At 75.5% G+C, this 26,786-nt stretch carries 18 protein-coding genes and 1 pseudogene; 3 read left to right on the forward strand and 16 right to left on the reverse strand.

Features of this window, described 5'->3' with window-relative positions; translation table 11 throughout:
- Positions 1-263: 263 nt before the first annotated feature.
- On the forward strand, positions 264-710 hold the full coding sequence (locus E4N63_RS21715) for an ATP-binding protein (protein WP_125625508.1): 447 nt from the start codon (positions 264-266) through the stop codon (positions 708-710).
- A 165-nt stretch (positions 711-875) separates the two neighbouring features.
- Here the strand turns inward: E4N63_RS21715 and E4N63_RS21720 are convergent, their stop codons facing one another.
- From E4N63_RS21720 to E4N63_RS21780, 13 genes are all read right to left on the reverse strand, one after another.
- Complete coding sequence (locus E4N63_RS21720; protein WP_019706684.1) at positions 876-1,451, reverse strand: TerD family protein; 576 nt, start codon at positions 1,449-1,451, stop codon at positions 876-878.
- A 191-nt stretch (positions 1,452-1,642) separates the two neighbouring features.
- Complete coding sequence (locus E4N63_RS21725; RefSeq protein ID WP_125625509.1) at positions 1,643-2,587, reverse strand: zinc ribbon domain-containing protein; 945 nt, start codon at positions 2,585-2,587, stop codon at positions 1,643-1,645.
- A 911-nt stretch (positions 2,588-3,498) separates the two neighbouring features.
- Positions 3,499-4,164 (reverse strand): phage tail protein, encoded by a 666-nt coding sequence (locus E4N63_RS21730; protein WP_125625108.1) that lies wholly within the window; start codon positions 4,162-4,164, stop codon positions 3,499-3,501.
- 5 nt (positions 4,165-4,169) lie between these two features.
- The gene (locus E4N63_RS21735; protein ID WP_125625110.1) at positions 4,170-6,122 is read right to left on the reverse strand and encodes a putative baseplate assembly protein; all 1,953 of its coding nucleotides are present in this window, start codon (positions 6,120-6,122) and stop codon (positions 4,170-4,172) included.
- Positions 6,122-6,568 carry a GPW/gp25 family protein gene (locus E4N63_RS21740; RefSeq protein ID WP_019711342.1) on the reverse strand — a complete coding sequence of 149 codons (447 nt, stop codon included), beginning with the start codon at positions 6,566-6,568 and terminating at the stop codon, positions 6,122-6,124. The genes E4N63_RS21735 and E4N63_RS21740 overlap by 1 nt, the downstream gene beginning before the upstream one ends.
- Before the next feature lie 180 nt (positions 6,569-6,748).
- On the reverse strand, positions 6,749-8,686 hold the full coding sequence (locus E4N63_RS21745) for a VgrG-related protein (protein WP_230241509.1): 1,938 nt from the start codon (positions 8,684-8,686) through the stop codon (positions 6,749-6,751).
- Positions 8,687-8,867: 181 nt separating this feature from the next.
- Positions 8,868-9,635, reverse strand: a complete 768-nt coding sequence (locus E4N63_RS21750; RefSeq protein WP_125625114.1) for a LysM peptidoglycan-binding domain-containing protein — start codon at positions 9,633-9,635, stop codon at positions 8,868-8,870.
- Entirely contained in the window at positions 9,635-10,069 is a 435-nt protein-coding gene (locus E4N63_RS21755) for a phage tail protein (protein WP_019711338.1), read from the reverse strand. Before E4N63_RS21755 ends, E4N63_RS21750 begins: the two co-directional genes overlap by 1 nt.
- 211 nt (positions 10,070-10,280) lie before the next feature.
- Positions 10,281-10,775 (reverse strand): hypothetical protein, encoded by a 495-nt coding sequence (locus E4N63_RS21760; protein WP_230241510.1) that lies wholly within the window; start codon positions 10,773-10,775, stop codon positions 10,281-10,283.
- Between the two features lie 3,469 nt (positions 10,776-14,244).
- Positions 14,245-14,403 carry a DUF6760 family protein gene (locus tag E4N63_RS21765; RefSeq protein ID WP_230241511.1) on the reverse strand — a complete coding sequence of 53 codons (159 nt, stop codon included), beginning with the start codon at positions 14,401-14,403 and terminating at the stop codon, positions 14,245-14,247.
- The gene (locus E4N63_RS21770) at positions 14,400-14,888 is read right to left on the reverse strand and encodes a hypothetical protein (protein ID WP_043473001.1); all 489 of its coding nucleotides are present in this window, start codon (positions 14,886-14,888) and stop codon (positions 14,400-14,402) included. The genes E4N63_RS21765 and E4N63_RS21770 overlap by 4 nt, the downstream gene beginning before the upstream one ends.
- Complete coding sequence (locus E4N63_RS21775) at positions 14,888-15,331, reverse strand: phage tail protein (protein ID WP_043472998.1); 444 nt, start codon at positions 15,329-15,331, stop codon at positions 14,888-14,890. The genes E4N63_RS21770 and E4N63_RS21775 overlap by 1 nt, the downstream gene beginning before the upstream one ends.
- A gap of 178 nt (positions 15,332-15,509) precedes the next feature.
- Positions 15,510-17,138 (reverse strand): phage tail sheath subtilisin-like domain-containing protein, encoded by a 1,629-nt coding sequence (locus tag E4N63_RS21780; RefSeq protein ID WP_125625120.1) that lies wholly within the window; start codon positions 17,136-17,138, stop codon positions 15,510-15,512.
- Positions 17,139-17,697: 559 nt separating this feature from the next.
- On the opposite strand from E4N63_RS21780, the gene E4N63_RS21785 reads away from it, so the two are divergent.
- Complete coding sequence (locus tag E4N63_RS21785) at positions 17,698-19,056, forward strand: ricin-type beta-trefoil lectin domain protein (protein ID WP_268271515.1); 1,359 nt, start codon at positions 17,698-17,700, stop codon at positions 19,054-19,056.
- Between the two features lie 166 nt (positions 19,057-19,222).
- Here E4N63_RS21785 and E4N63_RS21790 read toward each other — a convergent pair.
- The 3 genes and pseudogenes from E4N63_RS21790 to E4N63_RS21800 form a co-directional block, all read right to left on the reverse strand.
- A pseudogene (locus E4N63_RS21790) lies at positions 19,223-21,596 on the reverse strand (ATP-binding protein).
- Between the two features lie 26 nt (positions 21,597-21,622).
- Positions 21,623-22,369 (reverse strand): DUF4255 domain-containing protein, encoded by a 747-nt coding sequence (locus E4N63_RS21795; protein WP_125626701.1) that lies wholly within the window; start codon positions 22,367-22,369, stop codon positions 21,623-21,625.
- A gap of 255 nt (positions 22,370-22,624) precedes the next feature.
- Complete coding sequence (locus tag E4N63_RS21800) at positions 22,625-23,338, reverse strand: response regulator transcription factor (protein WP_230241513.1); 714 nt, start codon at positions 23,336-23,338, stop codon at positions 22,625-22,627.
- 383 nt (positions 23,339-23,721) lie between these two features.
- Between E4N63_RS21800 and E4N63_RS21805 the strand changes: the two genes are divergently transcribed.
- Complete coding sequence (locus E4N63_RS21805) at positions 23,722-26,574, forward strand: AAA family ATPase (RefSeq protein WP_230242588.1); 2,853 nt, start codon at positions 23,722-23,724, stop codon at positions 26,572-26,574.
- Positions 26,575-26,786: the final 212 nt, after the last annotated feature.

Here is a 26,786-nt window from a genome sequence, read left to right on the forward strand (position 1 = left end):
CGGTGCATCCGGTCAAGAGCAGTGGGCAGCGAAGCAATTACGGTTACACATGGTGTCGATTGATGACTGCGAGTAGTGTCTGTCGGCACTGAAAGTCAGGAGCCCGTGCCGAACGCCGCGGACACGGGGCGGCCGTGCCCGCCCCGGCCGCGGAGGCCGAGGGGCGTCATCGCCCCCGGTCCGGCGTCCGCACCCTTTCCGGACTCGCCGGCCGGCGCGGGAGAGCGGTGGCCGGGGTCGTTGGAGGTCGAGGTGGCGAGGCCATGAGCGTGCAGACGGGCGGACCACCACGTGAACCCCGCACCCCGCGGAAACCGCTGCTGGAGCTCTCCTTCGGCGCGGAGGACATCCCCGGACTCCGGCTCCGCGTCGGCGAATGCGCCGCGGAGGCGGGCCTGGCGGAGCCGCGGCGCAGCGACTTCGTCCTCGCCGTCCACGAGGTCGCCTGCAACGCCGTCGAACACGGCGGCGGGACGGGGCAGCTCGTCCTGGAACACGCCGGCGGCGCGCTCCACTGCCGGGTGGCCGACGACGGCCCCGGCTTCACCGCGGACCTCGTCCCGGCGGAAGCCCCCGGCGAACTCAGCGGCGAGAGCGGCCGGGGCCTGTGGCTCTCCCGGCAGCTGACGGACCGCATGGACATCGCGGGGGGCGCGGTCGGCGCGGTCGTCACACTCGTCGTGGGCCTGAGTGGCGGAGCCCCGGACTGACACCGGGACCGCGCCCCGGGCACCCCCGCGCCGGACCCCCGGTGCCGGGGCGCGTGGTTCCGGCGCGCGGCAGGGGCGGGCCGGGAGGGAACCCGGCCCGCCCCTGCGGCGGACTGGCGCGGTGCGGCCCGTGCGCGGGCCGGCGGCGCGGCGGTGCGCCCGTGCTCAGACGTTGACGCCGAAGTCCTGGGCGATGCCGCGCAGGCCGGAGGCGTAGCCCTGGCCGACGGCGCGGAACTTCCAGTCCGAGCCGTGCCGGTACAGCTCGCCGAAGACCATGGCGGTCTCCGTCGAGGCGTCCTCGCTGAGGTCGTAGCGGGCCAGCTCGTTGTTGTCGGCCTGGTTCACCACGCGGATGAAGGCGTTCCGCACCTGGCCGAAGCTCTGCTGGCGGGTCTCGGCCTCGTGGATGGAGACCGGGAAGACGATTTTGTCGACCTGAGCCGGGACCGTGGTCAGCGAGACCTTGATCTGCTCGTCGTCGCCCTCGCCCTCGCCCGTGAGGTTGTCGCCGGTGTGCTCGACGGCGCCCTCGGGGCTCTTGAGGTTGTTGAAGAAGACGAAGTGCTGGTCCGAGAGGACCTTGCCGGCGCTGTCGACGAGCAGCGCGCTCGCGTCCAGGTCGAAGTCCGTTCCCGTGGTCGTACGGACGTCCCAGCCCAGCCCGACGGTGACCGCGGTCAGACCCGGTGCCTCCTTGCTCAGTGAGACATTGCCGCCCTTGGAGAGGCTGACACCCATGGAATCCCCTGCTCAATCCGGCGCGGGCCGCGCCCTTGACGATTTCTTTGCCCGTCTGTGCAACGGGTGCGGGACGGAGACGGTTCCCGCCGCCCGGGTGAATTCCGGGCGGGCGGGGCCGGCGGGACGGCCCGGCGGGCGGCCGGGGCGGCTGACCGGCCGGCTGACCGGCCCGTCCCGCCGGGCTCCGCTCAGCGGCGGGAGTACGACCCCGAGGGGCCGAAGAACTCGATCTCGGCGATCGCCACCTGCTTGTCGGCCCCGGCCCCGAACGAGGACACCACCGTGAACCGCACGGAGATCACGTCCCGGGCCCGGAGCGGACGCTGCTGCCGGGTGCCCTGGTCCAGGGTGAGCGTCCGGGTCTCCTTCTTGCCGTCCGCAGTGGTGATCAGCGCCTCCAGACGGCTCGGCCGGGCGCTCTTGGCCAGTTCGTTCGAACGCGCCGAGACCCCGGGGGTGACCAGCACGTCCAGCGTGTCGACGGGCTGGGCGAAGCGCGCCTCGATCCACTCGCCCGCGCCGTCGCCGGTGATGCCCGGGCCCCAGAAGGTGTTGGAGAACTTGTCGAACGCCAGTTCCGGGCCGTTGTCGGCGTAGGAGCGGGAGGCGGCGTAGGTGTCCGGGGAGACGGGCGCCCGCTTGGCGAAGTGGTCCTTCACCGCCTGGATCGCGGCCGGTGCCATGAAGACCGCCGTGATCACGAGCGCCGCCACGAGGCCCCAGCCGATCAGGGGCAGCAGCCAGGCCAGCCCCCGGCGCAGGCGCGGCCGCTCACCGGCCCACCGCACCTCGTTCCGTCCGGCGAACAGCCGTCGCCACCAGGGGCGGCGGCCGGCCGGGCCGTCGGGCTCGCCCGCCAGGGACATGGCACAGCGGCGGCAGAAGTGGCGGTCGGGCCGGTTGCCGGTGGAGCACCAGGGGCATACGGCGCCGGACTCCTCCACCTCGCCGGCGGGCCTGCGCACCTGCGGGCGGGCGGCGTTGGGCCGCCCCGGAAGGACGGGCGCGACGGGGTCCGGCGCGGCGGGGGCCCGCGGCCCCGGCTCCGCCACGGGGACGACCAGGGCGCGGGCCCGGGCCGCGGCGTCGTCCTCCCGCGGCGGCCGTTCGGTGGTGCCGCGCGGTGCGGGCACGGTCGGGCTGCGGAGGGTGGGCGGCTCCGGTGCGCGGTGGCCGTCCCGGGCCGGGGAGGCGGGGGCGTGCCCGGCGGGTGGTGCGCTCCGGGGCACGCCGGACTGTCCGCCCCGGTACGGGCCCGGGGCACCCGCGTCACCGCCGTGCGGTACGCCGGCGGGGTGCGCGGGGCGGGGTGCGGGCGGCGGGGTCTCCCGCCGTGTGCGGGGCGTCGGCCGGGGCCGGGTGCGCGGTGGGCGGCTGGGCCGGGTACGCGGGGGTGGCGGGGCGTCCGCCCGGACGGCGTCGTTGCGGACCGTGGGCTCGTCGTCGGAGGGGTCCTGCGCGGCACCGGCTCCGGCTCCGGCGCCGGGGTACCCGGCTCCGTCCCCGGTGCCGCCGGACGCGGCTCCGACGGCGGCCGTGTGCGGTGCGCGGGCCCCGTGCCGCCCCCGCCCCGGCTCTCCCGGGGCTCCGGTGCGTGGCTCGTTCCCCGGCGGCGGTGACCGCTTCCCGCGCGGCGGGGTGGAGGTGCTGCGGGGCGGTTGCCCGGTACGGCCGGACGGCCCCGGCGGGGCGGCACCGCCTCCGGGACTCCCACCGGACGGGCCTGCGGAATCCGCGCCCGGACTCCCGCCCGGACTTCCGCCCGGCGGGCCGCTCACGGCTCCGCCGTCCCGGGCCCCGCCGCCCGCGGCCCCGCTCCGCTCCGTACCGCCGCCGGCCGTGCCGCTCGCCGCGGAACCGCTGCGGGCCGTGCCGGGCCGGCTCGTACCGCTCCGGCCCGTACCGCCCGTGCCGCCGGCCGGACTCCAGTCCAGGACCGCTCCGCATCCCTCGCAGAAGGGCTGTCCCGGTTCCGCCTGCGTACCGCACTCCGCGCAGGCGTCGGGCCGTCCGGTGCCGCGGTCCTCCGTTCGGCTGTCCCTGTTCACGTTCGGGTTGTCCTCTCTGCGACGGTCACCGTGACCGTGTAGGGCATATGGGCGGGGCGGGCCGCCGCGACCAGTTCGTCGAGGCGGGGCTCGGCCCCGGGATCCGGCTCGGGGAGCCGGATCGACACGTGCAGACGCGGGCGGCGCTCGCCGGGGACGGCGCCCAGGGGGCGCTCCTCCCAGCTCGCCGCGCCACTCTCGGTGATCTCGGGCTCCACGCCGAACACCAGCCGGACCGCCGTGGCCAGTCCGCGCCGGGTGCCGCGCAGCCGGTGCAGGGTGGCGGCGACGGCCACGGCCTCGCGCAGCCGCGCCTCCGCCGGACCGTCGAGCGGGGGCTCCGCGGGCACGTCCGCACCGGCGGGCGCACCGGCACCGTGCGCCGGTGCGCCCGCCGGTGGCGGCCCGCCGGAGGGGGCGCCGGCGGCGGTGTCCTGCTCCGTCTCCGCGCCCACCCAGCCGCCCAGCCAGGTGGTGAAGTCCAGGGGGGCCAGCGACGGGTCGAAGTACGCCTCCAGGCAGTCCAGGACGTTGAGAAAGGGGGCCAGCACCTCGTCCAGGCCGGCCGTGAAGCGCTGCGCCAGCTCGTCGTCGGCGAAGAGCGCCGGCAGCATCAGGCCGAGCGGCTGCGCGCTGCCCAGTCCGTCGATCGATCCGCGCACCGCGATCAGCCCCCGATCACGCGGACGCGGTGGTCGAACGAGAAGACCAGCGCGGGCCGTTCGAGGTCGATGCGGTCGGTGGCGTCACCGCGTTTGCCGGTCAGCGGGTCGGCCGGGTAGAGCCGCACCTCGTCCACGAGTTCGACCCCGGGGACGCGCTGGAGGACCGCGAAGACCTCACCGGCCTGCACCGGGTGGCCGAACCGCCATCCCTTGCCGTGCGCGCCGCCGATCAGCGGGTCCAGATGCCGGTACAGGGCGTCCAGCGCCTGCTGCCGCACCTTGTCGTGGTCGACGCCCCGGAAGGCGTGCAGCGTGGAGACGACCGTGACGCCCTGGTAGTAGGGCGGGCCCACGGCGAGCCGGGTGCCGATGAGGCGCCGCTCGTCCAGATAGCGGGTGATCCGCTCCAGCAGGTCGTCGGCGGGCACCAGTTGCTCGAAACGGAGCCGCCCGCCCCGGTCGGGTACGGCGTCGGGGACGACCAGCACCCGCACCGCGTACGCCCCGTGCTCCTCCGGGTCCGCCTCCAGGCAGGTGATGCGCGCGGTCTCCGGCGCGGCGCGGCGGGCCAGCTGCTCGTAGTCCCGCAGGGTGACGGCCCGGTCCTGGGCGCGCAGGGTGACGGGCGCGCGGACCTTGGCCTCCTCGACCGTCTCGCCGTCCACGCCGCCGCTCGCCGCCTCGCGGTTCTCCACCCGCGTGACGTACGGCACCGAGCTGCGCAGCACCTGGATGGTGCCGCGGGCGACGTTGCCGGACCGGCCCCCGCCGGTGCGGTAGCGGCGGGCGCGGATGACGGCGCCCTTGCGCGGCACGGCACCGTACTGGCGCAGGGTGCCGTCGGGTTCGCGGACGGAGGGGCCGAAGGCGATCTCCCCGGTGGCCGGGTCGAGCGTCACATGCCGGTCGTCCGGGCCGGAGGCGGCCAGGTGCGGCACGACCTCCCAGTCGGACCAGCCGTCGTCCTCGGCGACCTGGAGACGCAGCGGCGGGTCGTCGGCGACCACCGGCGGGCGGGCCAGCCGCAGCCGCTGCCCGGGCAGGCCGGTGGCCTCGCCGAGCGCCTCGTCCGTGATCACTTCGGCGTGCACGGCGCGGGTGGTGCCGCCGATGGTGAAGGCGTCGGCGGACCGCAGGGTCGGGGATGTGGTGTAGAAGGGCTGGTCGGCGGCGGGTTCGGTGACCCGGCAGCGCAGCCAGCCCGCCTCGTGCCGGCCGGTGCGGGAGAGGATGTGCCCGCCGGGGACGTGCAGGATCACCTCGCCCGGGCGGTTGAGGCCGCCGGTGGTGTCCTCCTCCGGCTCGCAGGGCGCCCAGCCGTCGGCCGTCCACGCCTCCCAGGCCAGCGGCGGCTGCCGCGGGTCGACGCCGACACCGTCGACACGGCTGCCGAGTTCGAGCGCGACCGCGCAGTGCGGCACGGCGGCGCTGAGCCCGAACAGCATGGCGTCGCCGGCGCGCGGCGCGTCCGCGAAGCAGGTGACGTCCTTGCCCTCGGCCACGTCATGGGTCCGGTCGGTGGCCGTCTCCCCGCCGGGCTGCACCACGACGTGCCGCAGCGAGCAGGGCAGCACGTTGAGGTCGTCCTCGGTGGCGAAGACGACCGCCTCCTCCGTCTCGGTGCGCTCGGTGGCCACCTCGGTGCCGGCGGGCAGCAGGACCGGCTGGGGCTGTGGCGCGGAGAGCCAGAAGGTGATGTCGGCGCGGGCGGCGGAGGGTGGGAAGAGCGTGATGCCGAGCAGGTCGAGGAACGCCAGATAGTTCTTCTCCGGCACCCGGTTGAGCCGGTACACGATCTGGTCGGCCATGTGCGCGACCGTCTCCACCAGCGTCACTCCCGGGTCGGACACGTTGTGGTCGGTCCACTCCGGGGCGCGCTGCTGGATGTAGCGCTTGGCGTCGTCGACGAACTGCTGGAAGCGGCGGTCGTCGAGGTTGGGGGAGGGCAGAGCCATCAGCGGTCGCTTTCGGTGGCCGGTCCGCCGTCCTCGGCGGAGGCGGAGGTCGGCTCGTCGTGGGAGGGGATCACATAGAACGGGAAGACGAGGCTGCGCGGGTTGTTGGTGCCGCGGACGCGGTAGCGGACGTCGATGTAGAGCACGGCCGGTTCGCCCGCCGTCACCTCCACCTCGTCCACCTCGATGCGCGGCTCCCAGCGGTCGAGGCTGGAGCGGACCTCGCTCTGGATGCGGCCCGCCGTCGACTCGTTGACGGGTGCGAAGACGAGGTCGTGGATGGCGCAGCCGTATTCCGGCCGCATGGGCCGCTCACCGGGTGCGGTGGCCAGCACCAGCCGGATGGCCTCCTCGATCTCGCGTTCCCCGCTGACCAGGGCGATGCCCCCGGACGGGCCGATGCGCATCGGGAACGCCCAGCCGGAACCGACGAACTGCTCAGCCATGACGGGCCGCCCTTCCGGGGCCGGTGCGGTGCTGCGGTGCGGTCGGTGCGGTCGGATGCATGAGCGGGGCTCCAGCGGTCACGGGACGGACGGGGTCGGGGAGGGCGGAGGGACGGAGCGGGCGGACGGGCACGGGCGGAAGGCGGGCGCGGAGGCGGTGGCGGTGGCGGACACGGGCGGTCAGATGACGGGTTTGCCGTTGGCGGTGACGAGGCCCAGCAGCGGGATCGTGGCGCCCCGGATCGACACCGCGGCGGTGGCCTGCAGGCTGAGCGCCGCGGCGGACACCACGTTCACCGCCCCGCCGCTGAGGCTCACCAGCGTGGACTTCACATCCGTGGTGGCGCCCTTGATGCTCACGGTCGTCGAGCCGGTGATACCGACGGTGGGGGCGGTGGTCTGGAAGCGGGTGGCGGCCGTCATGGTGATGGCCCCGCCGCTCCGCATCGAGATCGGCCCGCCCGCCTGGATGCTGAGGGACCGGCCGGCCTTGATGGTGACGTCGGTGCCCCCGGTGATGGAGACCGCGCCCTTGCTGTCCACGGTGATCTCGGTCTTCGTGCGGTCGAGGTGGACCGTCAGTTTCTCGTCGCCGGTGCTCAGCCGGACGCCGCGCTTGCGGCGCATCGTCGGCTGGTCCAGCAGGTCGAGCCGGTTGTTGGCGCGGTCGGCCAGGGTGCGGCGGACGACCCGGCCCAGCTTGTCGTAGTACTGCACGTCGCCGCGGCTGGGCTTGTCCCGGCCGTTGTAGAGGCTGCCGATGACGTACGGATGGTCGAGCGCGCCGCGGTCGAACGCCACCAGCACCTCGTCGTTGACGCTCGGGGTGATCAGCCCGCCGCCCTGGGTGCCGCCGTACTGCACGGTGCGGGTCCAGTCGCTGATGTACTTGTCGTCCAGCCAGGGGAACTTCAGTTTGACCCGGCCCTGGCGCAGCGGGTCCTGCACATCGGTGACCAGAGCGTTGGCGACGCTCGGCAGCCGTCCCCCGTAGCCGTCGCCGCCGCCGGACGCCAGGCCGTAGAAGGAGCGCCACTGGCGGCCGGTGACGGTCACCCAGGTCTCGTAGCCGGAGCCGGCCGCGTAGAGGTGGCGGGCACCGGTGACGGTGTACTTGCCCTCGAACGGCTTGCCGACGTCGGTCAGCGTGACGGCGACACCCGGACGCAGCTTGGGCTCGCCGTGCACGCAGACCTCGACCTCGGCGAAGGCGCCGGTGACATCGTCCGCGAGCGCGTCCGCGGCCTGCTTCACCTGCCGCTGGTTGTCGAACGGGGTGTCGGTGCGCGCCAGTTCGATCTTCTTGGCCGGCTTGAAGCCCGCGAGGGCCCTGCCCGGCGTGGTGCCGATCAGGGCGCCCTTGTTGGCGGCCTCGGCGGGCGACTTGGCGGTGAGGGCGCTCTTGGCCGAGACGTCCCAGCCGCGCACCTCCACCCGCGCGACCTGGTCGGAGGCGGTGACCGTGGAACGGCACCGCTGCACCTCCTGGCCGCCGCGGAGCTCCAGCGGGTTGTCGGTGGGGGAGAGCGGGGAACTGGCGGCGGGCGCGCCGGAGGCCCGCTTGGCCGGCGCGAACTGGAACTTCCCCTCGGCGTCCACCGACATGACCACGTTGTTCTCGTCCGCGAGCCGGCAGAGGAAGTCCCAGTCGGAGACGCCGGCCTGGGTGATGTACGGGTAGGTGCCCGGCGTCGGGCCGATCTTCCCGGCCGCCACCCCGGCCTCCTGGAGCAGCTGCTGCGCGATGAGGGCCGCGCTCATGCCCCGGTAGCCGGCCACCCGCTTCTTCCGCAGCAGCCGGTGTCCCGCGTCGTAGCCGCGCACGATGCTGAAGCTGCCCTGGCCGTCGTAGTCGGTCTCCAGCCCGGTGATCTCCCCGGTGAGCAGCTTGGTGCGCTGCGGGCCGGAGACGGCGGTCAGCACCACGGGGGCGCCGATCTCGGCACCGACGAGCTGCAGCGCCTCGCGGTCCTCGTCGCGGAAGGTCAGCTGGAAGGCGCCCGGCACCCCGGCGGCGAAGTCCACCCAGCCCTCGATGAGCAGCAGGGCGTCGTCGCCGCGCAGCACGGCGCCGTTGATGCTGACTTCCAGCACATGGGAGCGGGTTGCCTCTGGCACGTCGGTGACCTTTGTTTCCTTCTCGTCCTGCGGTGTTCTCGCGCTGCGGTGTGCGGTGTTCTCGTACCGCCGTGCTAGGGAGTCCGGGTGCGGGCCGCGGACCGTCCCGTCCCGTTACGGAACCGGCCGCACGGCGCCCGCCCGCTGCCCGGGGCCCCGGTGCGGGGCGCCGCGGTGCCGGTCACGCACCCACCTCCTCGGGCGCCGGGAGCAGCAGCTCCCGGCCGGGCAGCAGGCGTGACGGGTCGTCGATGCCGTTGGCCTCCGCGATGAGGCGCCAGACGGTGGCGTCCCCGTACTCGCGGAAGGCCAGCGAGGGGAGCGAGTCACCGGCCACCACGCGGTGCACGCGCCGGGTGGTCAGCGCGCCGGAGGTCGGGTTCTGGCCCGGCTTGCCGCTGGGGATCTCCTCCAGGTGGAGCCGGCAGGTGGCGCGCATCGGCAGCCCGGTGGCGCTGAAGAGCGTGTACTCGACGTCGGCCGAGCTGACGTAGGCGTTGAAGCTGACCGTGGAGAAGTTGCCCCACTGGAACTTCACCCAGGGCGTGGACGGCCGCTTGGCGGCGATGCTGGCCTCCGTCACCTCGCAGCAGGAGAGCAGCAGTTCGCAGGCTTTCTGCACATCGTTCGAGCCCGGGTCGTCGGAGCGGTCGAGGAACACCTCCACGTCCAGCGAGCGCGGCTCCGGACCGATGAACTCCGGCGGCGGCGCGTCGCGGACAGCCGCCGCCGCGGTGCTCTTCCAGGTGGAGCGGCGGCTCAGCGACAGCTCGGAGGGGTTGAACTGGAACTCCAGTTCCTTGATCAGCGCACCGGGGGAGTTGCTCTTCCCGGTCGGCGGCTGGTGGACGCGCAGCGTGGCCCGGACGAGGCTCTTGCCGGCCCCGCTCTTGCCGCCGCCCTTCCCACCGCTCTTGCCGAGGGCCGGGCCGTTCTTCCGGCCGGCCATCACGCCGCTCCGGCGTCGGTGAAGCCGTGGTGGGCGATCTCCAGGACCTCGGTGGCCACGCTCGGGTTCTCGGGGTCCAGCGTCGGGCCGGTCCAGCTGACCGGCAGGACGTCGACCAGGCCCCAGCGGGCGACGAGCGAGCCGTCCGCGCGGAGGGCGGAGATCTGCGCGGTGGGGCGGGTGACACCGGTGGCGACCTCGGAGATCCAGGCGGCGACGCGCGTCGTGTCCGGGGTGAGGGGGCGGGTCAGCCGGATGTTCGAGAACACGACCCGGGTGGGGAGCTGCCAGACGAAGTCGTTGTTCCCGCCCTCGTGGCGCTGTTCCACCTCCACGCTGGAGGCGAGCCCTTCGCACCCGTTGAACGAGCCCAGGCTCTGGCCGTCGATGGACAGCGTGAAGTAGATGGTGGAGCCGGGATCCTCGGTGCTCATGGGTCGACCTTCCGGTTTCTCTCGTCGGCGGTCCGGCGACCGGGCGGTGGGGTCGCGGTGCGGCGCTGGGCTTCGGTGCGGGCGGTGCTGTGCTGGACGGTGGCTGTGCGGGGCGGTGCGTGCGGGGCGGTCGGTGCCGTGCGGGCTTGCGGCTGGTCCGGCGGTGGGGCGTTCCGTGGCGGCCGGAGCCGCCCGGGACTGTGGTGCGGGGTCAGCGGCGCACGTCGCGGAGCCTGCCGATCCGCTCGCGTTCCTGGCGGAGTTCGGCACGGAGCAGCCGGGAGAGCGGGCCGAGCAGCACCCGGGCGAGCTCGTCCAGCCGGCCGTTCTCCCTCAGCAGCCGCATGGTCGGGTGGAAGAGCAGACGGGCCAGCGTGTCCTTCTTCTCCTTGTCCTTGCGGAGCCGCCGCAGCAGTGGTGCCAGCAGCAGCCCCGCGAGCTGGTCGAGTTGGTCCTTCGTCAGTGACTCCGGGGCGAACCCCTGGCCGGGGCCCCGGCCGCCCTGCGGTCCCGCCTTGGCGGGTGACGGCGGTCGCGGTGCCCGGGGCGCCGCCGCGGCGGGCGCGCGCTGCACGGTGGTGACGCCCGGCGGCTGCCGCTGCCCCGCCTCCGGACCGGCCGGTGACGGGTCCGGAGCACTGGCGGTGGCGGCGCGCTGGATCGGCAGCGGGACGAGAGGAGCGGCCGCGGCCGCGGTGAGCGGCACACCGGGACGCTGCCCTCCGGCGCCGGGCCCGGCCCCGTGCCGTCCGGGCGCGTGCCGCACCGGACCGGGCGCGAAGGACGGGCCGCCGGGCACCGTGCGGACCGGCGCGGCGAGCCCCGCGCGCTGCACCACGGGGGCACCGGCCCGAGGAGCCGGTCCCGGAACGGTCCGCGCCACGCCCGGGCCGCGCCGTGCGGAACCGGGGACCGGAACCGTGCCGGTACGGGAGGCGGAGCGGGGAAGCGGCCCGCCGAGGCCGGCCACGGGCGTCGCGGCGCCGGCCGCGTCCGGCCGGGAGGACGGGGTGACCAGCCGCTGCACGGGGGCGGTGGCGGCGGGTATCGCGGAGGCGGACGGGGCGGACCCCGGTGTGCTCGGTGCGTCCGGAGCGGCGGACAGCCGCTGGACGGGGGTTCCCCGGACGTCGGTGTGGCACCGCTCCGGTCGCCCGGCCCGCCGGGTGTGCCCGGGGACCGGGCTGCCCGCGGCGCGGGCGGGGGCCGCGAGGGGCGTGGCCGGACCCGGCGACGGTGCGCCGCCGGGGCCCCGGGACGCCCCGTTCGCGTCCGGGGCGGAGATCAGCCGCTGGACGGGGAGCGCCTCCGGTCCCGGTGCGCTCGCGGGGACGGCCGGAGCGGTGAGCGGGGTAGGTGCCCCGCCGGGTGACGGCGAACCGTCAGCGGGTGCGGGTGCGGGTGCGGGTGCGGGGGCCGCGTCCGTGCCCGGTGCGGGCACAGGCGTTCCTCCCGGGGCGAACGGACGAGGGGTGGGTCCGGCGACGGCCGCGCGCTGCACCGGCATCGGTGCCTGTCCGGCGGCCGGAGCGGCGGAGTCACCCGCCCGCCGCCCGGCAGCGGTCGACGGTCCTGCCGAAAGAGCGTTCGGCGAAACGGAGTTCGAGGGAGCCGCGCCCTGTGAGGCCTCTCCCCGGGACTTCCGCCCTGCGACCGGACGGACGGGGCCATCGCCCGCCTTGGCACCGGGAGCACCGGGAGCACCGGGGGAACCGGGCCGCTGCCCGCTCCCCGGAGCGCCGGACCGCCCGGAGCCGGGCGCGGTGGCGGACCGCTGGACGGTCGCGGACCCCGCCTCCACGCGTCCCGTGTCCGCCGCCCCCGTCGGCGCGGGCGTACGCGCGGTGAACGGGCCGCTGCCGGGCTGTGCGGACCGGGCGGCCCGGTCGCCCGCGCGGGAGTGTCCCGCCCCAAGAGGCGTCCCGGGGGCGGCTGCGGCGCCGGACCCGTCCGCTGCTCCGAGGGCGGTCGCGCCCCGCGCGCCAGGGGCGGCGGCGGGACGCGACCGGGGCCGGGGTCGCCGGCCCGCTCCGAGGGCGCCCGGTGGCCGGGTACGGCGGCCGGGGCGGCGGAAGCGGACCGCGAGGCCCGTTCCGTGTCACCGCGGTCCGCACCGCCCGGCCGCTCCGTGGCGGTCCCGGACGGCGGAGACGTGTGGGCGCGGGCACGCCGCTGCACGGCCGTGGCCGTTCGCGGCGCGGCGCCGGAGGTCCGGGACGGAGCCGGTGCCGGGGACCCCGGCACACCGGCCGCCGCGCCGTCGCGCCGGCCGAGGGCCTCGCGGAGCCGTGCGCCGACGCCTCGGCTCCCCCGGCGGCCGGGGGAGTCCGGTACCGGGGCGGTGCCGTCGCCGGTGTCCCCGGCCCGGGGCCGGGCCCCCTCAGCCGCCGGAGCGGGAACGGAGGCCCCGGGGACCGGGGACGGCGCGGCCGAGCGTTGGACCGGCAGGTCCGGCCCAACGCCCTGATGCGGGGCGCCGGTTGTCGTGGTCGCGGCCGGTTCGGCGGGGCCGGGGGCCCGGTCGGCCGGGGACCGGTCCCGTGAAGTCCGGTACGCGGGCGCGGGGTCGAGGCGGCGCATCCGGACGGCCGGTGCCGTGGCGGAGCGCTGGACGGCGGGCGGCCCGGCCGGGCCGCCCCGGCGAGCCGGAGCGGCCGGGCCGTGGCCAGCGGCCGGACCGGAGGAGGCGTCGTGCGGACGGCGGGCGCGGGGCGGGCCGAGGAGGGCGAGGCGGGACCGGAGCCCGCCGCGGCGGGGCGGGCACGGCCGGTGCGCTACCCGACCCCGAACCGGATCCCGATCCCGAACCCGATCCCGGGCTCGCACCGGACCCGCCACCCGCCGCGGGGGAGGAACCGGTGGCAGGCGCGGTAGTGGCCGCCGGGCCCGTACCGCCGGCCGGGCCGGAGCGCTGTCCGGCCGGGTCCGTGGCGGCCGGGCCGTTGCCGCCCCGGACCGGTCCCGTCGTGGAACCGGGCCGTGTAGCAGGGGAGTTCGGAGCGGCGGCACGCTGTACCGGGGAGCCGTCACCGGTCGAGGGGCCGGTCAGCGGCACGGCGCCGGATGGCGGACCCGGCACCGGGGCGCCGAGCAGCGGCCGTCCGCGCGCGGCCTCGCCGGAGCGGCGGGCGGGCGGCGGCCCGGAGGACGGCCGCTGCTCGGCAGGTGTCGGAGAAGCGGGAGGGCCGGGAGGGCGCCGGGGCCGCCCCATCCCCGCGGGAGCGGTGATCGGTCACCGGGGCGGCGGACGGGAAGGACGAAGCAGCGGAAGGCGAGAAAGTCGAAGAAGTCGAAGAAGGCGAGGAAGAAGCCGGAGTCCCGCCCTTCGCCGGGCTGTTCGGCCCCCGCTGCCCGGCCTCCCCCACGGACGCCGACGCGGACGCGGATGCGGACCGGGCGGCGACGGGCAGCGTGCGCAGGCCGCCGGCCTGGGTGGCGGCACCGCGTGCGGCGGTCGTCAGCGCGGCCCGGGGCCGGTCCGTGCCGGAGGACGTACGGACCGGGGCCACGGCGGGCCCGGTGGGCCGTGCCGCCGCCACGGCGCGCTGAACGGCCCGCTCGGGAGCGGGTGCCACCGTGCCGTCCGTACGCGGTGCTGCGGCCCCACCGGGCGGGCCCTGGGCGGCCGCGGCGGCCGGTGCGACCGGCCCGGTGGAGACAGCCGGCGCGGCCGGGGCGGAGCCGTCCGGCCCGCGGCTGCTGAGCAGGCCGTGGATGATCCCCGTCGGAGCGTCGTCGAGGACGGCGTGCGAGAGACCCGGTCCGGAGAAGGAGGGGTTCTGCCAGGTCCGCAGGGCGCGGCCGAAGTCCGTGGACGCCACCGGCCCGCCGTGGGCGGTCGTCCGCTGGATCGGCGGCAGCGCGGACCGGTCACCCGGGTGGTGCGTTCCACCGCCCGGATGACCGGCCGGGGCCGCGGCCCCGTGTCCCGGGGTGCCGGAAGCCGTGTCGGGTCCCCCTCCCGGCACCCCGGAAGCCGAAGCCGCCGCCGGACCCGCGGAAGCCGGCAGCGAGGACGACCCGGCGGGAGAAGACGGCGCGGCGGACGGCGCCGGGGCGGACGACGGTGCACCCGCGCCGGACCCGGTGCCCGCGTCGGCTCCGGCGCCCGCGCGGTCACCGGGACCGCCGGCACCGCGTCCCCGCAGCCGGTCCAGGATTCCCACGGTTCCCCCTCACCCCTCCGCGCCGGCGCGCGTGACGAGTTCCGCGATCCGCCGGCCGTAGGCCCGCCGGTCGCCGTGCTCCAGATCCAGAATGTCGTCCAGCGTCCAGTGGAAGTGATAGGCGATGTACGCGACCTCCTCATGGATACGGTCGGTCGCGTACGTCACGATTCCCCCAGGCGGCTCCCGCCGAGCTCGACCTCGAACGGCTGCTCGCAGTGCGGGCAGGTCACCCCGGCGCGGGTGTGCCCCTCGGCGTTGACCTGGCGGTAGAAGTCCTGCAGAAAGGCCAGGTCGGAGGCGAACAGCTGCTCCACGATCCCGTCGTGCACCGCCGGCAGCGTGCCCAGCCGGGTGATGACCCGGCTGAGCAGCACCACCGACAGATAGGCCGGGTTCTCCTGGACCCGCACGTCCCGCAGCGGGACCAGCTCGTCGCGGGCGGTCGCCAGCCGCATCACGCCGTGCCGGTGCACCGCGCCCGCGTCGTCCACATAGCCGCGCGGCAGTTCGAACTCGAACTCGGTCTGCAGCTGACGCCGCTGCTGCCGCGCGGGTGGCGGGGCCGGGCCGGTGCCGATGGCCGCCCGTTCCTCGCTGCTCAGCGCGTCGGGAGCGGAGGGCGCGGCCAGCCCGCTGACGGAACGGCGCATCAGTCCATGACCAGTTCTTCGTAGGTGATGGTCACGGTCTCGGTGAGCGCGGATGCCTCGCCGGCCTTGACCGTGCTGGTGTCCACCTTGCGGGCCCACGCCTGGCGCAGGTTGTACCGCTTGACCGGGTTGTTCTCGTAGTCCATCACCACGATCGTGGCGTTCTTGCGGGCCGAGTTCATCGTGCCCGCCATGGAGGTGTCGATCCACTCGCTGAAGACGGACGACTGGGTCGCGCCGCGCACGACCGTGACCTCGCCCGCCTTGGCGACGCCCGGCATCTTCTTCGTCACCGGCTTGCCCTGGTCGGACACCTGCATGTACTCGATGACGTCCTGCTCCCGGGTCAGACCGCTGACCTCCTGGAGGAACTCGACCATGACGCCGTCGATCTGGATGCCGAAATTGTGTGAGGTGAGGGCGTCACCTGGCTGCAGACTCATGGAGCTGTGGTCCTTCTACTCGTTCCGCCGGTACGCGACGCGGCGGACTGCCCGTGAACTCCCCGGTGGCCCGGGAGGCATGACGGCTGATGGCTGTTGACTGACGGAGAGCGGCCGGCGGCCGGCGGCTGACAGACGGCGGTACCGTCGGCGCACGCCGTCCCGGCGGTGGACGCGGTCACTCGTCCAGCTGGCCGCCGCCGTCGGAGAACTGCGCCAGCCGGAAGATCACGAACTCGGCCGGCTTCACCGGTGAGACGCCGATCTCGCAGATGACCCGCCCGAGGTCCACCGACTCCGAGGGGTTGGTCTCCTCGTCGCACTTGACGTAGTACGCGTCCTCCGGCCGGGCGCCGAACAGGGCGCCGCTGCGCCACTCGTTGACGAGGAACGCCGAGACGTTCCGCCGGATCCGGGCCCACAGCGCGTGGTCGTTGGGCTCGAACACCACCCACTGGGTGCCGATCAGGATCGACTCCTCCAGGTAGTTGAAGTACCGGCGGACGTTGAGGTAGCGCCAGGCCGGGTCGGAGGAGAGGGTGCGGGCGCCCCAGACGCGGATGCCGCGGCCGGGGAAGGCCCGGATGCAGTTGACGCCGACGGGGTTCAGCAGGTCCTGCTCGCCGCGGGTGATCTGCAGCTCCAGGTCGACGGCGCCGCGCACCACCTCGTTGGCGGGCGCCTTGTGCACGCCGCGCTCGGAGTCGTTGCGGGCCCAGATGCCCGCCACATGGCCGCTCGGCGGAACGAGCCGCGGCTGGCCGGAGGACGGGTCGAAGACCTTGATCCAGGGGTAGTAGAGCGCCGCGTACTTGGAGTCGTAGCCGGCCGTCTCCTGGCGCCAGACCCGGACCTCGCGGGCGTTGAGCCCCGGCGGCGGGTCGATGACGGCGACGCGGTCGCCCATCAGTTCGCAGTGCGCGATGAGCCCGAGCTGGACGGCCTTGACCGCCTCCAGGTCGATGGCGCCGCGCTGGTAGGCCGCCATCAGGTCGGGGACGGCGACCATGGAGATCTCGTCCACGGCCTCCAGACCGCCGAAGCCGGTGCGGTCGGCGGAGTCACCGAGGTACTCGCCCGGTCCGGCCTGGCCGTTGCCCGCCGGAGCCACACCGCCGCGGCCGGCTCCCCGGGTCGCCACGGCGCCGGCCGGGGGCAGCGCCACCGTCTGGTTCTCGGGACGCGCCAGCTGCGCGGCGGGCGCGGCCTCCTCCACGGTGATCAGCCGGGACCGCTCCCGCACCTGGCTGACGACGTAGGTGCGGCCGCTCTTCTTGTTCGCCGTGACGTCGAAGGTCTCGACGGCCCGGTCGCCGTCCTTGACGATCAGCCGGAAACGCTCGGCGGGCCCCTCGCCCTCCGGGTCGGCGACCTCGACGCTCAGCCCGGCGCCGCTCTCACCGGGAGCGATCGCGGCCACCTTGAACTTGCCGAGTTGGCGCGGCTCACCGGCGGGCAGGGCCGCCGGGCCGTCGCCGGCCGCGTCCCTCCCGCTCCCGTTACGGGTGCCGCCCGCGCCCCCCGTCCCGGACTCCCCGCCGGGCACTCCGCCGACGCGGACGACATAGGCGGCGCTGCCGCCGTTGTTGAAGAAGCCGTAGACGGAGTGGGCGAGGTAGTACCCGTCGGTGAAGTCACCGAAGGCCGCCACGTACTGCGTCCAGTTGGTCACCAGTGTCGGTTCGTTGAGCGGCCCTTCCGGGGCGAGGCCGACGAAGGCCGCCACGGAGGTGCCCACCCCCTCAATGGGACGAGAGCCACTGGCCACCTCCTCCACGTAGACGCCCGGTGACAGATACGACGGCATGCTGGGCTCTCCTCGGAGTACGCGATGTGACGCCGCCCAGCCTCACCGAGCCCGCCCCCGGCGGAAACGGTCACGGGTACCCGGCCGGGGGCACGGCGACTGCCCGTACGGGCAGGGGGCGCACGCCAACCGGGCGGCCCGCCGCCGCGGTACCCCGCCGGGGTCGCTACCCGGCCGGTGGTGCCGCGCCGGTGCCGCCTCCGTCGCGGGTACGGGACGGGCCGCCGCGCGGAGGGCGGGACGCGGAGACCGGCGGACGGACCGGTGCACGCCCGCGGGTCGCCCGTTACACCTCGGCCCGGACAGTCAAGTCATGCCCCCTCCGGGCGGAGGAGAGGCTGTCCGGCAGGCCCTGTCCGAGGGCAGTGTCCCCGGCCCTTCCGTACAACCCTCCGCCCGCCCGCCGTGCGCCCGGGGCGCCGGCCGGGCCGTCCCCCTCCCGGCCACGGGCCCGCGCCGTGCCGAAGAGGCAGCCGCGCGGCGCCCGTTGGGGCATCGGTCCTGCCTCGTCTCCTGGTGACCGGCTCCGGCGGGGATGGCTAGCGTCGGGCGCGTGAGTATGTGGACTTCTCTTGAGCCGGCTTCAACGACCGTTGACCCGGGCGGCACCACGATGGTGCGGCTGCGGATCCGGAACACCGGCGACGTGGTGGACGAGTACCGCGTCGTCCCGGTGGGCGACCCGGCCCTGTGGGTGCGCGCCGACCCGGCCGCCCTGAAGGTGTATCCGGGGCAGACGGGGACGGTCGAGCTGCGGTTCTCGCCGCCGCGGTCGCCCGACGCGACCGCCGGACCCAATCCGTACGGCGTGCAGATCGTGCCGACGGAGCATCCGGAGGCGGCCACGGTGGTGGAGGGCAACCTCACCATCACCCCGTTCACGGAGGTGCGGGCCGAACTGGTGCCGCCCGTCACCAAGGGACGCTTCCGCGGACGCCCCGTCCTCGCGGTGGACAACCTGGGCAACACCCGGCTGACCGCGTCGGTCACCGGCGGCGACCCCAGCGACCAGCTCGGCTTCGACATCCACCCGAGCAGTCTGCAGATCGAGCCCGGCCGCGCCGCCTGGGTCAAGTCGAGTGTGCGGCCGAAGGAGGTCACCTGGTTCGGGCGGAAGGAGATCCGTCCCTACGCCCTGGCCCTCCAGCGTTCGGGCACCGAGCCGCTGAACGTCGAGGGCACCTACGTCCAGCGCAGCGTCTTCCCGCACTGGGTGATGGCCACCTTCGGTCTGCTGTTCGCGCTGGGCATCGCCTTCGCGATCATCTGGTTCGCCCGCGGCCCGCAGGTCACGACCCTCGCCACCGAGAAGGCCGCGGCCGCCGAGGAGAAGCCCCAGGAACTCGCACCGCCGTCCGCGAGCCCTTCGGCGTCGGCCGGCCCTTCGGAGTCGGCGCCCCCGGAGCAGGAGGAGCCGAAGCAGCCCGAGAAGCCCCCGGCGGAAGAGGACGGTGGCGACGGCGGTGGTGGCGGTGGTTCCGAGTCCGAGGAGAAGGCGCCCGCGAAGAAGAAGGAACCGTCCGACACCGGCACCTTCGTCAGCGACGACTCTGGCAAGTGTCTGAGCAGCACCGACGGCCTGGACGGCACCCAGCTCGTCATCGAGACCTGCCGGGAGGGCTCCGCGGGGCAGACCTGGAAGGCCGAGAGCGACGGCACGTTCCGCTCCCAGGGGATGTGCATGGACGTGGCCTGGGGCAAGCACGACGACTTCACCGACATCCAGATCGCCAACTGCAACGGGCAGCCCGCCCAGCAGTTCGAGATGAACGAGCAGCGGCACCTGCGCGCCGTGGACTCCGGCAAGTGCGTCGACATCTTCGACCACCAGAAGGCCGACGGCAGCGTCGCGGTGCTGTGGCCCTGCAACGGCGCGACCAACCAGCTCTGGAAGTTCAACGGACGGCTGCCGGCCTGAACCACCGGGACCGGGCGGCCGGCCTCCCTCCGGGCCGGCCGTCCTCCCGGACGGGCGTTCCCCCGGTCAGCCGTTCTCCCGTAGCCGGCCCGTGGGCGGCCCGCGCCATGGCGGGACGCGGTCCCGGCCCGGAAGGGTCACCCGCCGCGGCTGCGTGCCCGGCCGGTCACCAGCCCCTGCCGGCCGACGGCACCAGCCGCCCCGCCTTGCGGTACTCGCGCCGCGCCCCGGCCAGCAGGTCCTCCGGGCCCACCGCCCCGCCCGGGCCGCCGCCGCGTACGCCGCCGTGACCACGGCGCTGCGGATCGCGCCACCCGACAGCTCGAACTCCTCTGCGCAGGGCCTCGCGTCGAGACCCTCCTCGCAGGGCACGGCCGACAGGCTGTTGTGCCACAGCGAGAGGCGCTGCTCCGCGTCCGGGAACGGAAAGTCGATCACCAGGTCGAGCCGGCGGGTGAACGCCTCGTCGATGTTGGCCCGGAGATTGGTGGTCAGCAGCGCGATGCCGTCGAAGGACTCCAGCCGCTGGAGGAGATAGGCGCTCTCCATGTTGGCGTAGCGGTCGTGCGAGTCCTTCACCTCGGAGCGCTTGCCGAACACGGCGTCGGCCTCGTCGAAGAGCAGCACCGCGTCCGTGCGGTCGGCCTCGGTGAAGATGCGTTCGAGGTTCTTCTCGGTCTCGCCGACGTACTTGTCGACGACGGAGGAGAGCTGGACGACATAGAGGTCGAGACCCAGTTCGGCGGCCACGACCTCGGCCGACAGGGTCTTGCCGGTGCCGGACTCGCCCGCGAACAGGCCCAGCACTCCGCGCCCCCGGCCGCCGCCCGCGCTCAGCCGCCACTCGCCCAGCACCCGGTCCCGGAACCGGGACCGCAGGGCCAGCTCGCGCAGTTGTTCCAGCGGAGTCTCGGGGAGGACGAGATCGTCCCAGTCCACGGCGGGCCGGATGCGGCGGGCGTGCCGCTCCAGACCGGAGGCGGACTGCTGGCGCGCGGCCAGCCGGAGATGGGCGGCGGTGAGCGGGGTGCCGTCGAACGCGGCCAGGCCGTGCGCGGCCCCGGCGGCGCGCCGGATCTGCTCGTCGCCGAGCCGGTAGGCGGCGGTGACCCGGGCCAGATCGAGCCCGCCGTCACTGCCGTCACCTCCGTTGCCCGTGCCGCCGCTGTGGCTGCCGCGGCTCGCGCCGCCGTCGTGGTCCGTGCCGCCGTCGCCCGCGCTCTCGTCCAGGCCCAGTGCCTCGGCCCAGACGGCGGCGGCACCGGCCGTCCGCCGGGGGGCGTCGAGGGCGAGCGGCGCGGTGTGCTCCCCGGACCACTGCGGGTCGTACGGCTGTGCCCCCGTGAGCAGCACCGGTACGTCGCCCACGGAGAGCCCCCGGACCAGCGGGGCCGCCGCCTCGCCGTCCGGCAGCGGGGACACGACGACCGCGCAGTCGCGCAGCCGGGCCTCGCGCAGCAGCGCGGTGAGCGGCGGGGATGGGCGGAGTGCGCGGGCGGGTGGGCCGCGGCGGGCTCCGTGTGGTCGTGGCCGTCCGCGTGCGCCGTCCCACCGGCCGGGAGCGGGGTGAGCAGCAGCGCTTCCCGGCCCGCCGCCCGCAGCGCGGCGAGAGCGCAGGAGAGCCCGTCGCCGGGACGGTGCTCGCGCAGATGCACCAGCAGGGGGCCCGCGGCCAGCCGGGCGGCGAGCCGGTCCGTGAAGGGATCGGGTCCCCCGGCGCCGCCCCGTGCGCCCGTACCGGTCCCGGCCGCGTCCGCAGCCGGCAGCAGCCGGGCGTGTCCGGCGAGGGCCGCGTCCGGGGTGTCGTCGCCGAGCAGATGGGCGGTGACCCGGTCGGGGACGCGCAACGAGCGGGAGAGGAACGGGCGTTCGCCCTCCTCGACGAGGAGCAGTCCGCTCGCGCGCAGGGGTGCGGACGGATGGAGCCGGGCCCGGGCGGCGGCCGAGTCCGCGGGCAGGCCGCACAGGTCGAGCACCAGTCCGGTGGTGGCGCGGCGCCTGCCGACGTCGTCGTTGAGATAGCCGTAGAGGGGTTCGAAGGTCCGGTCGACATCGGGGGCGAGCGCGGCCAGCAGGATGCGTACGTCCAGCAGGGCGAGGCCGAAGCGGGCCGCCAGCCGTGGCAGCCGGTCGCCCGGGTGCGCGGGGGCGCCGGGCGGCTGTTCACCACCGCCGAGGTCACCGCCGAGTTCACCGCCGACGTCATCGTGCGCGTCGGCGCCGGTGCCGCCGTCCTCGCCGGTCGGGGGTGTGCCGTCGGCCGTGCGGAGCGCGTGCCGTATCGCGTCGGGGGAGAGGTACAGGCCGCGCAGCGGGTCGTCCGCGGTCGGGTCGCCGGCGCTGCGCAGCTCCACCAGGGCCGCGGCGTCCTCGCGCAGGCGTGTGAGCCGGGCGGTCAGGGCCGCGGCGGGGCCGGGCACCCGGCCGTCCCGGAGGCCGGTGTGGTCCGTGCCGTCCGCCCGACCCGCGTGGGCTGCGCGGCCGGTGCGGTCCGCGGGGTCCGCCGGGTCCGGAGGGTATGCGGGGTCTGCGGGGTTCATGTGATCCGTGAGATGGGGAAAGGCTGTCACCGGGGCCGTGCTCCGCCCTTGCGGCGGTCCGCCGTCCCGGCGGCCCCGCGGTCACCGGACGGTGTTCCGGGCCCGCCTCCGGACCCGGGTCCGGAGGCACCGGCACCCCCGGCCAACTGCCGCAGGTGGCGCGGGCGGTGGTGCCGTTCGGGCGAGCCGTCCAGGGTGCCGTCCAGCCCGCGCACCCGGACCCCCGCGCCCTCGGTGACCGGCGGTCCGGCCGCGTACTCCGGCACGGCCGGGAAGGGAGCGGTGACCACCACGTCCAGCGACGGCTTCAGCTCACCGCCCAGCGCCGACCAGATGTCGGCGAGGGAGCGCGACTCGGCCGGCGGCACCCCGATGGTGATCGGCACGGAGAGCCCGAGCTCCGCCAGGGCGCCCGTCAGCTCCGAGGGCGTCAGCACCTCGTGCGGGAGCAGCGTGGCCATGACGGCGGAGAGCAGCCGGTGTTCGTCCTCCGGCCGCTTGGTCCAGGCGGTGACCAGATACGACAGCCGGAACCAGCGGGGTGGCTGACGGCGCTTCAGTACGATGCCCCGGGCATCCTTCACGGAGACCGCGCCGCGCTGCCGCCGCTCGGTGTCCTCGCGGATGTCGTACAGATAGGCGTTGATCGTCGGGGTGTTGCGGCGCGCGGCCCAGTCGCGGCTCGGGGCCTCGAAGGAGACCTCCACATCCGTACCGGAGAACACACCACCGCGCAGGAGGCCCTTCAGAACGTGGTCGACCTCATGAATCACCGTGCTGTCCGGCCCTTCCCGTTCCGCTGTCCCGCGCTGCCGTACGGTCCCCCGCGCCATCCTGCCGCCGCCGGGGCCCGTCCGTCCCGTGCCGGGGGGACGGCGCGGGGGCAGTCCCGGCTGCCCGTTCGGACCGCGCCGCCGCCCGGACGGCCGGCGGGCGCGGGACCGCCGGCACCGTGTCCCCGCCGCCCGGCCGGGAGAGCTCACGACGGCTCGTGCACGGCGTGGACGGCGTACGAGGCGTGCAAGGGATCAGATGTACCCCTCGCGCAGCGCGTAGGCGACGGCGTGCGCCCGGTTGCGGAGCTGGAGCCGGGTGGTCAGTCCGTGCAGCACGTTCTTCACGGTGCGCTCGGAATAGGACAACTTTCCGGCGATCTCCCGGGTGTCCATGCCCTCGGAGACCAGCCGGAGGATGTCGATCTCGCGCGGCGCGAGTCCGGCGGGGCTGCCGCCGGGCTGCTGCGCGGCGTTCCGCTGGAGCCGTCCGACCTGGTTGATCAGCCGGCCCAGCAGATCGGACGGCAGATCGCCCTCGCCGCGGGCCGCGGCCACCACGGCCTGCAGCAGCCGCTGGTCGGTGGCCTCGTGGCGCCAGAGGATGGCGCCGACGCCGCACTCGATGACCTGGAGCAGTTCGGCCTCCCGGATGACACCCGTGACCAGGACGGCGTTCAGGCCGTCGGTCCGCACGAGTCTCCGCAGCCGCAGCATCGTGGTCTCGTCCAGCCGGTCCGCGAGCACCACGGCGACGGTGCGGACACCGTCCCGCGTCTCACCGGGGCGCGCCTCCCCGGCGCGGGCACCGTTGGCGCGGGTCTCCGAGCCCCGTGTCTCGCCCACGAGTTCGACCTCGGGGCGCTGCCGGAGCTGGCTGACGGCGCCGGCTCTGGTGATCGGGTCGGAGGCGTGGATGACCACGGGTATCCGTTCGACCGTCGTCGTGCCCTTGAACGTCGTACGCACGTCTTCCCCCACTTCCGGAACTCCGGGTCACCGGTTCCGTCTGCTGCTGCTCGGCGGCCGGACGGCGGCGACGGCGCCGGCACCACTGTCCGAGGGACCGCTTGCCGCACGTCTCATACCGTCATTGACGGGATATTGGCGACAAAAGTTCATTCTGTGACGGGATTTGTGTCCGACGCCACCGAGCACAGGTTTCCCCGCGGAGGTGTCCCCCTGCAATCGTGGTCAACCACGAGAAGACCACGGACTCAACCATGGGAGCGCTCCCGGCATCTCTTCATGCGACGCGGAGAGCGTGATTCCGCCGACCGGCCCCGCCGCGGAGCCACGTTCCGCCGGGGTGTGACGCAGACACCGGAGAGGTCCCCATGAACGGGAGCACGATGACGGGCGTGACCGCGGAGCCATGCGATCTCGCCGGCTTGCACGAACGCCGTGATGTGCTGGACCGGGTGTCCGCCGACGCCGCCCGCGCCCGGGCCGGCACCGGCCGTATCGTCCTGGTGTGCGGAGCCACCGGCACCGGCCGGAGCGCACTGCTGGAGGCGGTCGCCGCCCGGGAGTCGCGGCGGGGCATGCGCGTGCTGCGGGCCCGCTGCTCCCCGGAGGACTCACGCGCCGAGTTCGCCGCCGTGGCCGAACTCCTGGACGTGGAGCTGCGGCCCCCCGCCCCCGACCGGCACGCGTGGGACGAGCCGGGAACCGGGGAGGACCACTCCCTGCACGGGACCGGACGGGCCGCCCGGCTCTGGCGGCTGCTGCGCTCCCACGCGGCCGCGGGACCGCTGCTGCTCGTCGTGGACGACGTGCACCTGGCCGACCCGTCCTCGCGCGGCTGGTTCGTCCGGGCCGCCCGGCTGCTCGACCGCTTACCCGTCCTGCTGGTCCTCACCGAGCGCTCCCAGTACGACCTGGACCCGCCACCGCCGTGCCTGCTGCGCACCCTGCCGTCCACGCTGTTCAGCTTCCACACGCTCGCCCCGCTGAGCTTCCGCGCCGCCGCCGAGCTGGTCCGCGAGCGGCTGGGCGCGGGGCTCCCGCCCGGCTGGATCGACGGCTGCCTGCGCGCGACCGGCGGCGTGCCGCTGTTCCTCCACGCCCTGCTGACCGACCTGGCGCGGCTGACGGCGGTCACCGGCGGCGCGGGAGTCTTCCCGGACACCGGGGCGCGGCTGTACTCCAGCCACTACACCACCATGATCGCCTGGGCGCTGGAGAGCGCCGGCCCGGCCACCGCCGAACTGGCCCGCACCCTCGCCGAACTGGACACCACCGGTGACACCGCGCTGCTGGCGGACGTCGCCGGGACCGATCCCGGCCGGACCGGGCGCTGGATCGACGCCATGGCGAGCTCCGGACTCGTCGTCCGCGCCGGGCCCGGCGCCCCGCCCCGCGTCGCGCACCCGCTGCTGCGCGACGCGGTCCTCGACGGCTGGCCGCACCGGCGCCGGCAGGAGATCCACCGCGCGGCGGCCGAACTCCTGTACCAGCGCGGTGAGTCCGCCGGTGCGGTGGCCCGCCGGCTGCTGTCCGTGCCGGCGGTCGGCGCGGAGTGGGCGGTCAACGCGCTGCTGGAGGCGGCGGCCACCGCGGTGCGCGAGGGCCGGACCCGGCACGCCGGCGACTTCCTGCGCCGCGCCCTGGACGAGCCCCTGTCGCGCGAGCGCCGCGGGCAGGTGCTGACCGAACTCGGCTGCCTGGAGGCCGACGCCGGGCGCCCCGTCGGCGTACGGCACCTGGCCGAGGCCGTGCCGCTGCGGCAGCCCACGGGCTCCGGACGGCTCCGCACCACCGTCGCCCTCGGCACCGCCCTGGCCCGCGGCGGCGACGTGCAGGCGGCCCTGGAGATCCTGCGCAACCTCTGCGAGGAACTGCCCGACCGCTCCGCCCAGGCCCGGGCCGCACAGGCCGCGGGCGCGCTGCTCTCCGCGTACGACCGGGCGAGCTGGCTGCGGGTGATGGCCGGGCTGCGCCATGTCGCCGCCCACTCGCCGGACCGGCTCGACCAGGCCGAACGGGCCCTGCTGGTCCGCTATGAGGCGACCGCCGGGCTGATCTCCGCCAAGGAGGCGGTGGAACGTCTCTGCGTGCTGTCGAGCATCCCCGCCGACCCCGCCCTGGCGCCGTACGTCCTGGCCACCGTCGCGGCCGTCCTCCAGTGGGCCGAACGGTACGAGGAGGTCGACCGCATCATCGGGGAAGGGCTCTCCGCGTACCGGCCGGTGGCGCTCAACCCGGCCCTGCACGCCCTGGCGGACACCCGCGCGGACGCCGCCGCGGCCCGCGGCCGGTACGGCGAACTGCTGGCCGACCCCGCCGTCCGGGCGGTTCTGGAGAACCCCCGGCCCGGTGGCCCGGCCGACGCCTCCGCCCTGCAGGGTTCGGTCAACATCCTCTCCCAGGCCGTCCTGGCGCTGCTGGAGACCGGACGCCGGGACGAGGCGTGGCGGCTGGCCGACCGCATCGCCGCGTGCGGCCCGCGTGACTCCTGGGAGTGGAACCGCTTCCTCCACGCCCGGGGCGAGCTGCGGGCCGCGGACGGCGACTACTCCTCCGCGCTCGCGGACTTCCGGGAGTGCGGCCGGCGGCAGACGGACCGCGAGGTGCTGAGCCCGGTCGTCACCCCCTGGCGGTCCGGCGCGGCCGAGTGCCTGCGGCGGCTGGGCCGGACGGCCGAGGCGCTGGAACTCGCCGAGGAGGAGTACCGGCTGGCCCTCGTCTGGGGTACCTCCCGGACCGTGGGACGGGCGCTGCGGGTGCTGGGCACCGTCACCGGTGGCCGCCGCGGCACGGAGCTGAGCCAGCGGGCCGTGGCCGTGCTGCGCACCGCCCCCGAGGGCGTGGAACGCGAACTGGTGCTCGCGCTCATCGCGCTGGGCGAACGGCTGACCGCCGCCGGGGAGCGCGGCCGGGCCCGTACGGTGCTGCGCGAGGCGGCGGGTCTGGCCGGGGAGCTGGGTGCCCGGCGGATGGTGGCGGCGGCCGAACGGTCGCTGGTGGACAGCGGGGCGCGGGTGACGCGGGTCCACAGCGGGGTGGCCGCGCTGACGGAGAGCGAGCGGCGGATCGCCGGACTCGCCGCCGAGGGACGGACGAACGCGGAGATCTGCGAGCTGCTGCACCTGGCCCGGCGGACCGTGGAGACGCATCTGACCAGCGCCTACCGCAAGTTGGGCATCCGGCGGCGCTCGGAGCTGCCCGCGGCACTCGGCCCCCTCTCCGACGGCGGGGCCTGAGCGCCGGGTCCGGGGCGGGCGGGCACAGGGCCGGGCGGGGCGGAAGAGGCCCCGTCGGCCCGGCACGCGAGAGGTGGCGGGCGGCGGTCCCGCCCCGTACCTGCCCCGTGCCCGGTCCGGCCCGCCCGCCCCGCCGCGTGCCCGCGCCGAAAGCTTTCAGTGTGCATCCGGTAACGGCCGGACGCCCGACCCTTGCGCCGTAAGGCGACTGT

Origin of the sequence: Streptomyces sp. MNU89 (assembly GCF_020982505.1) — a bacterium.
GTDB lineage: Bacteria > Actinomycetota > Actinomycetes > Streptomycetales > Streptomycetaceae > Streptomyces > Streptomyces xinghaiensis.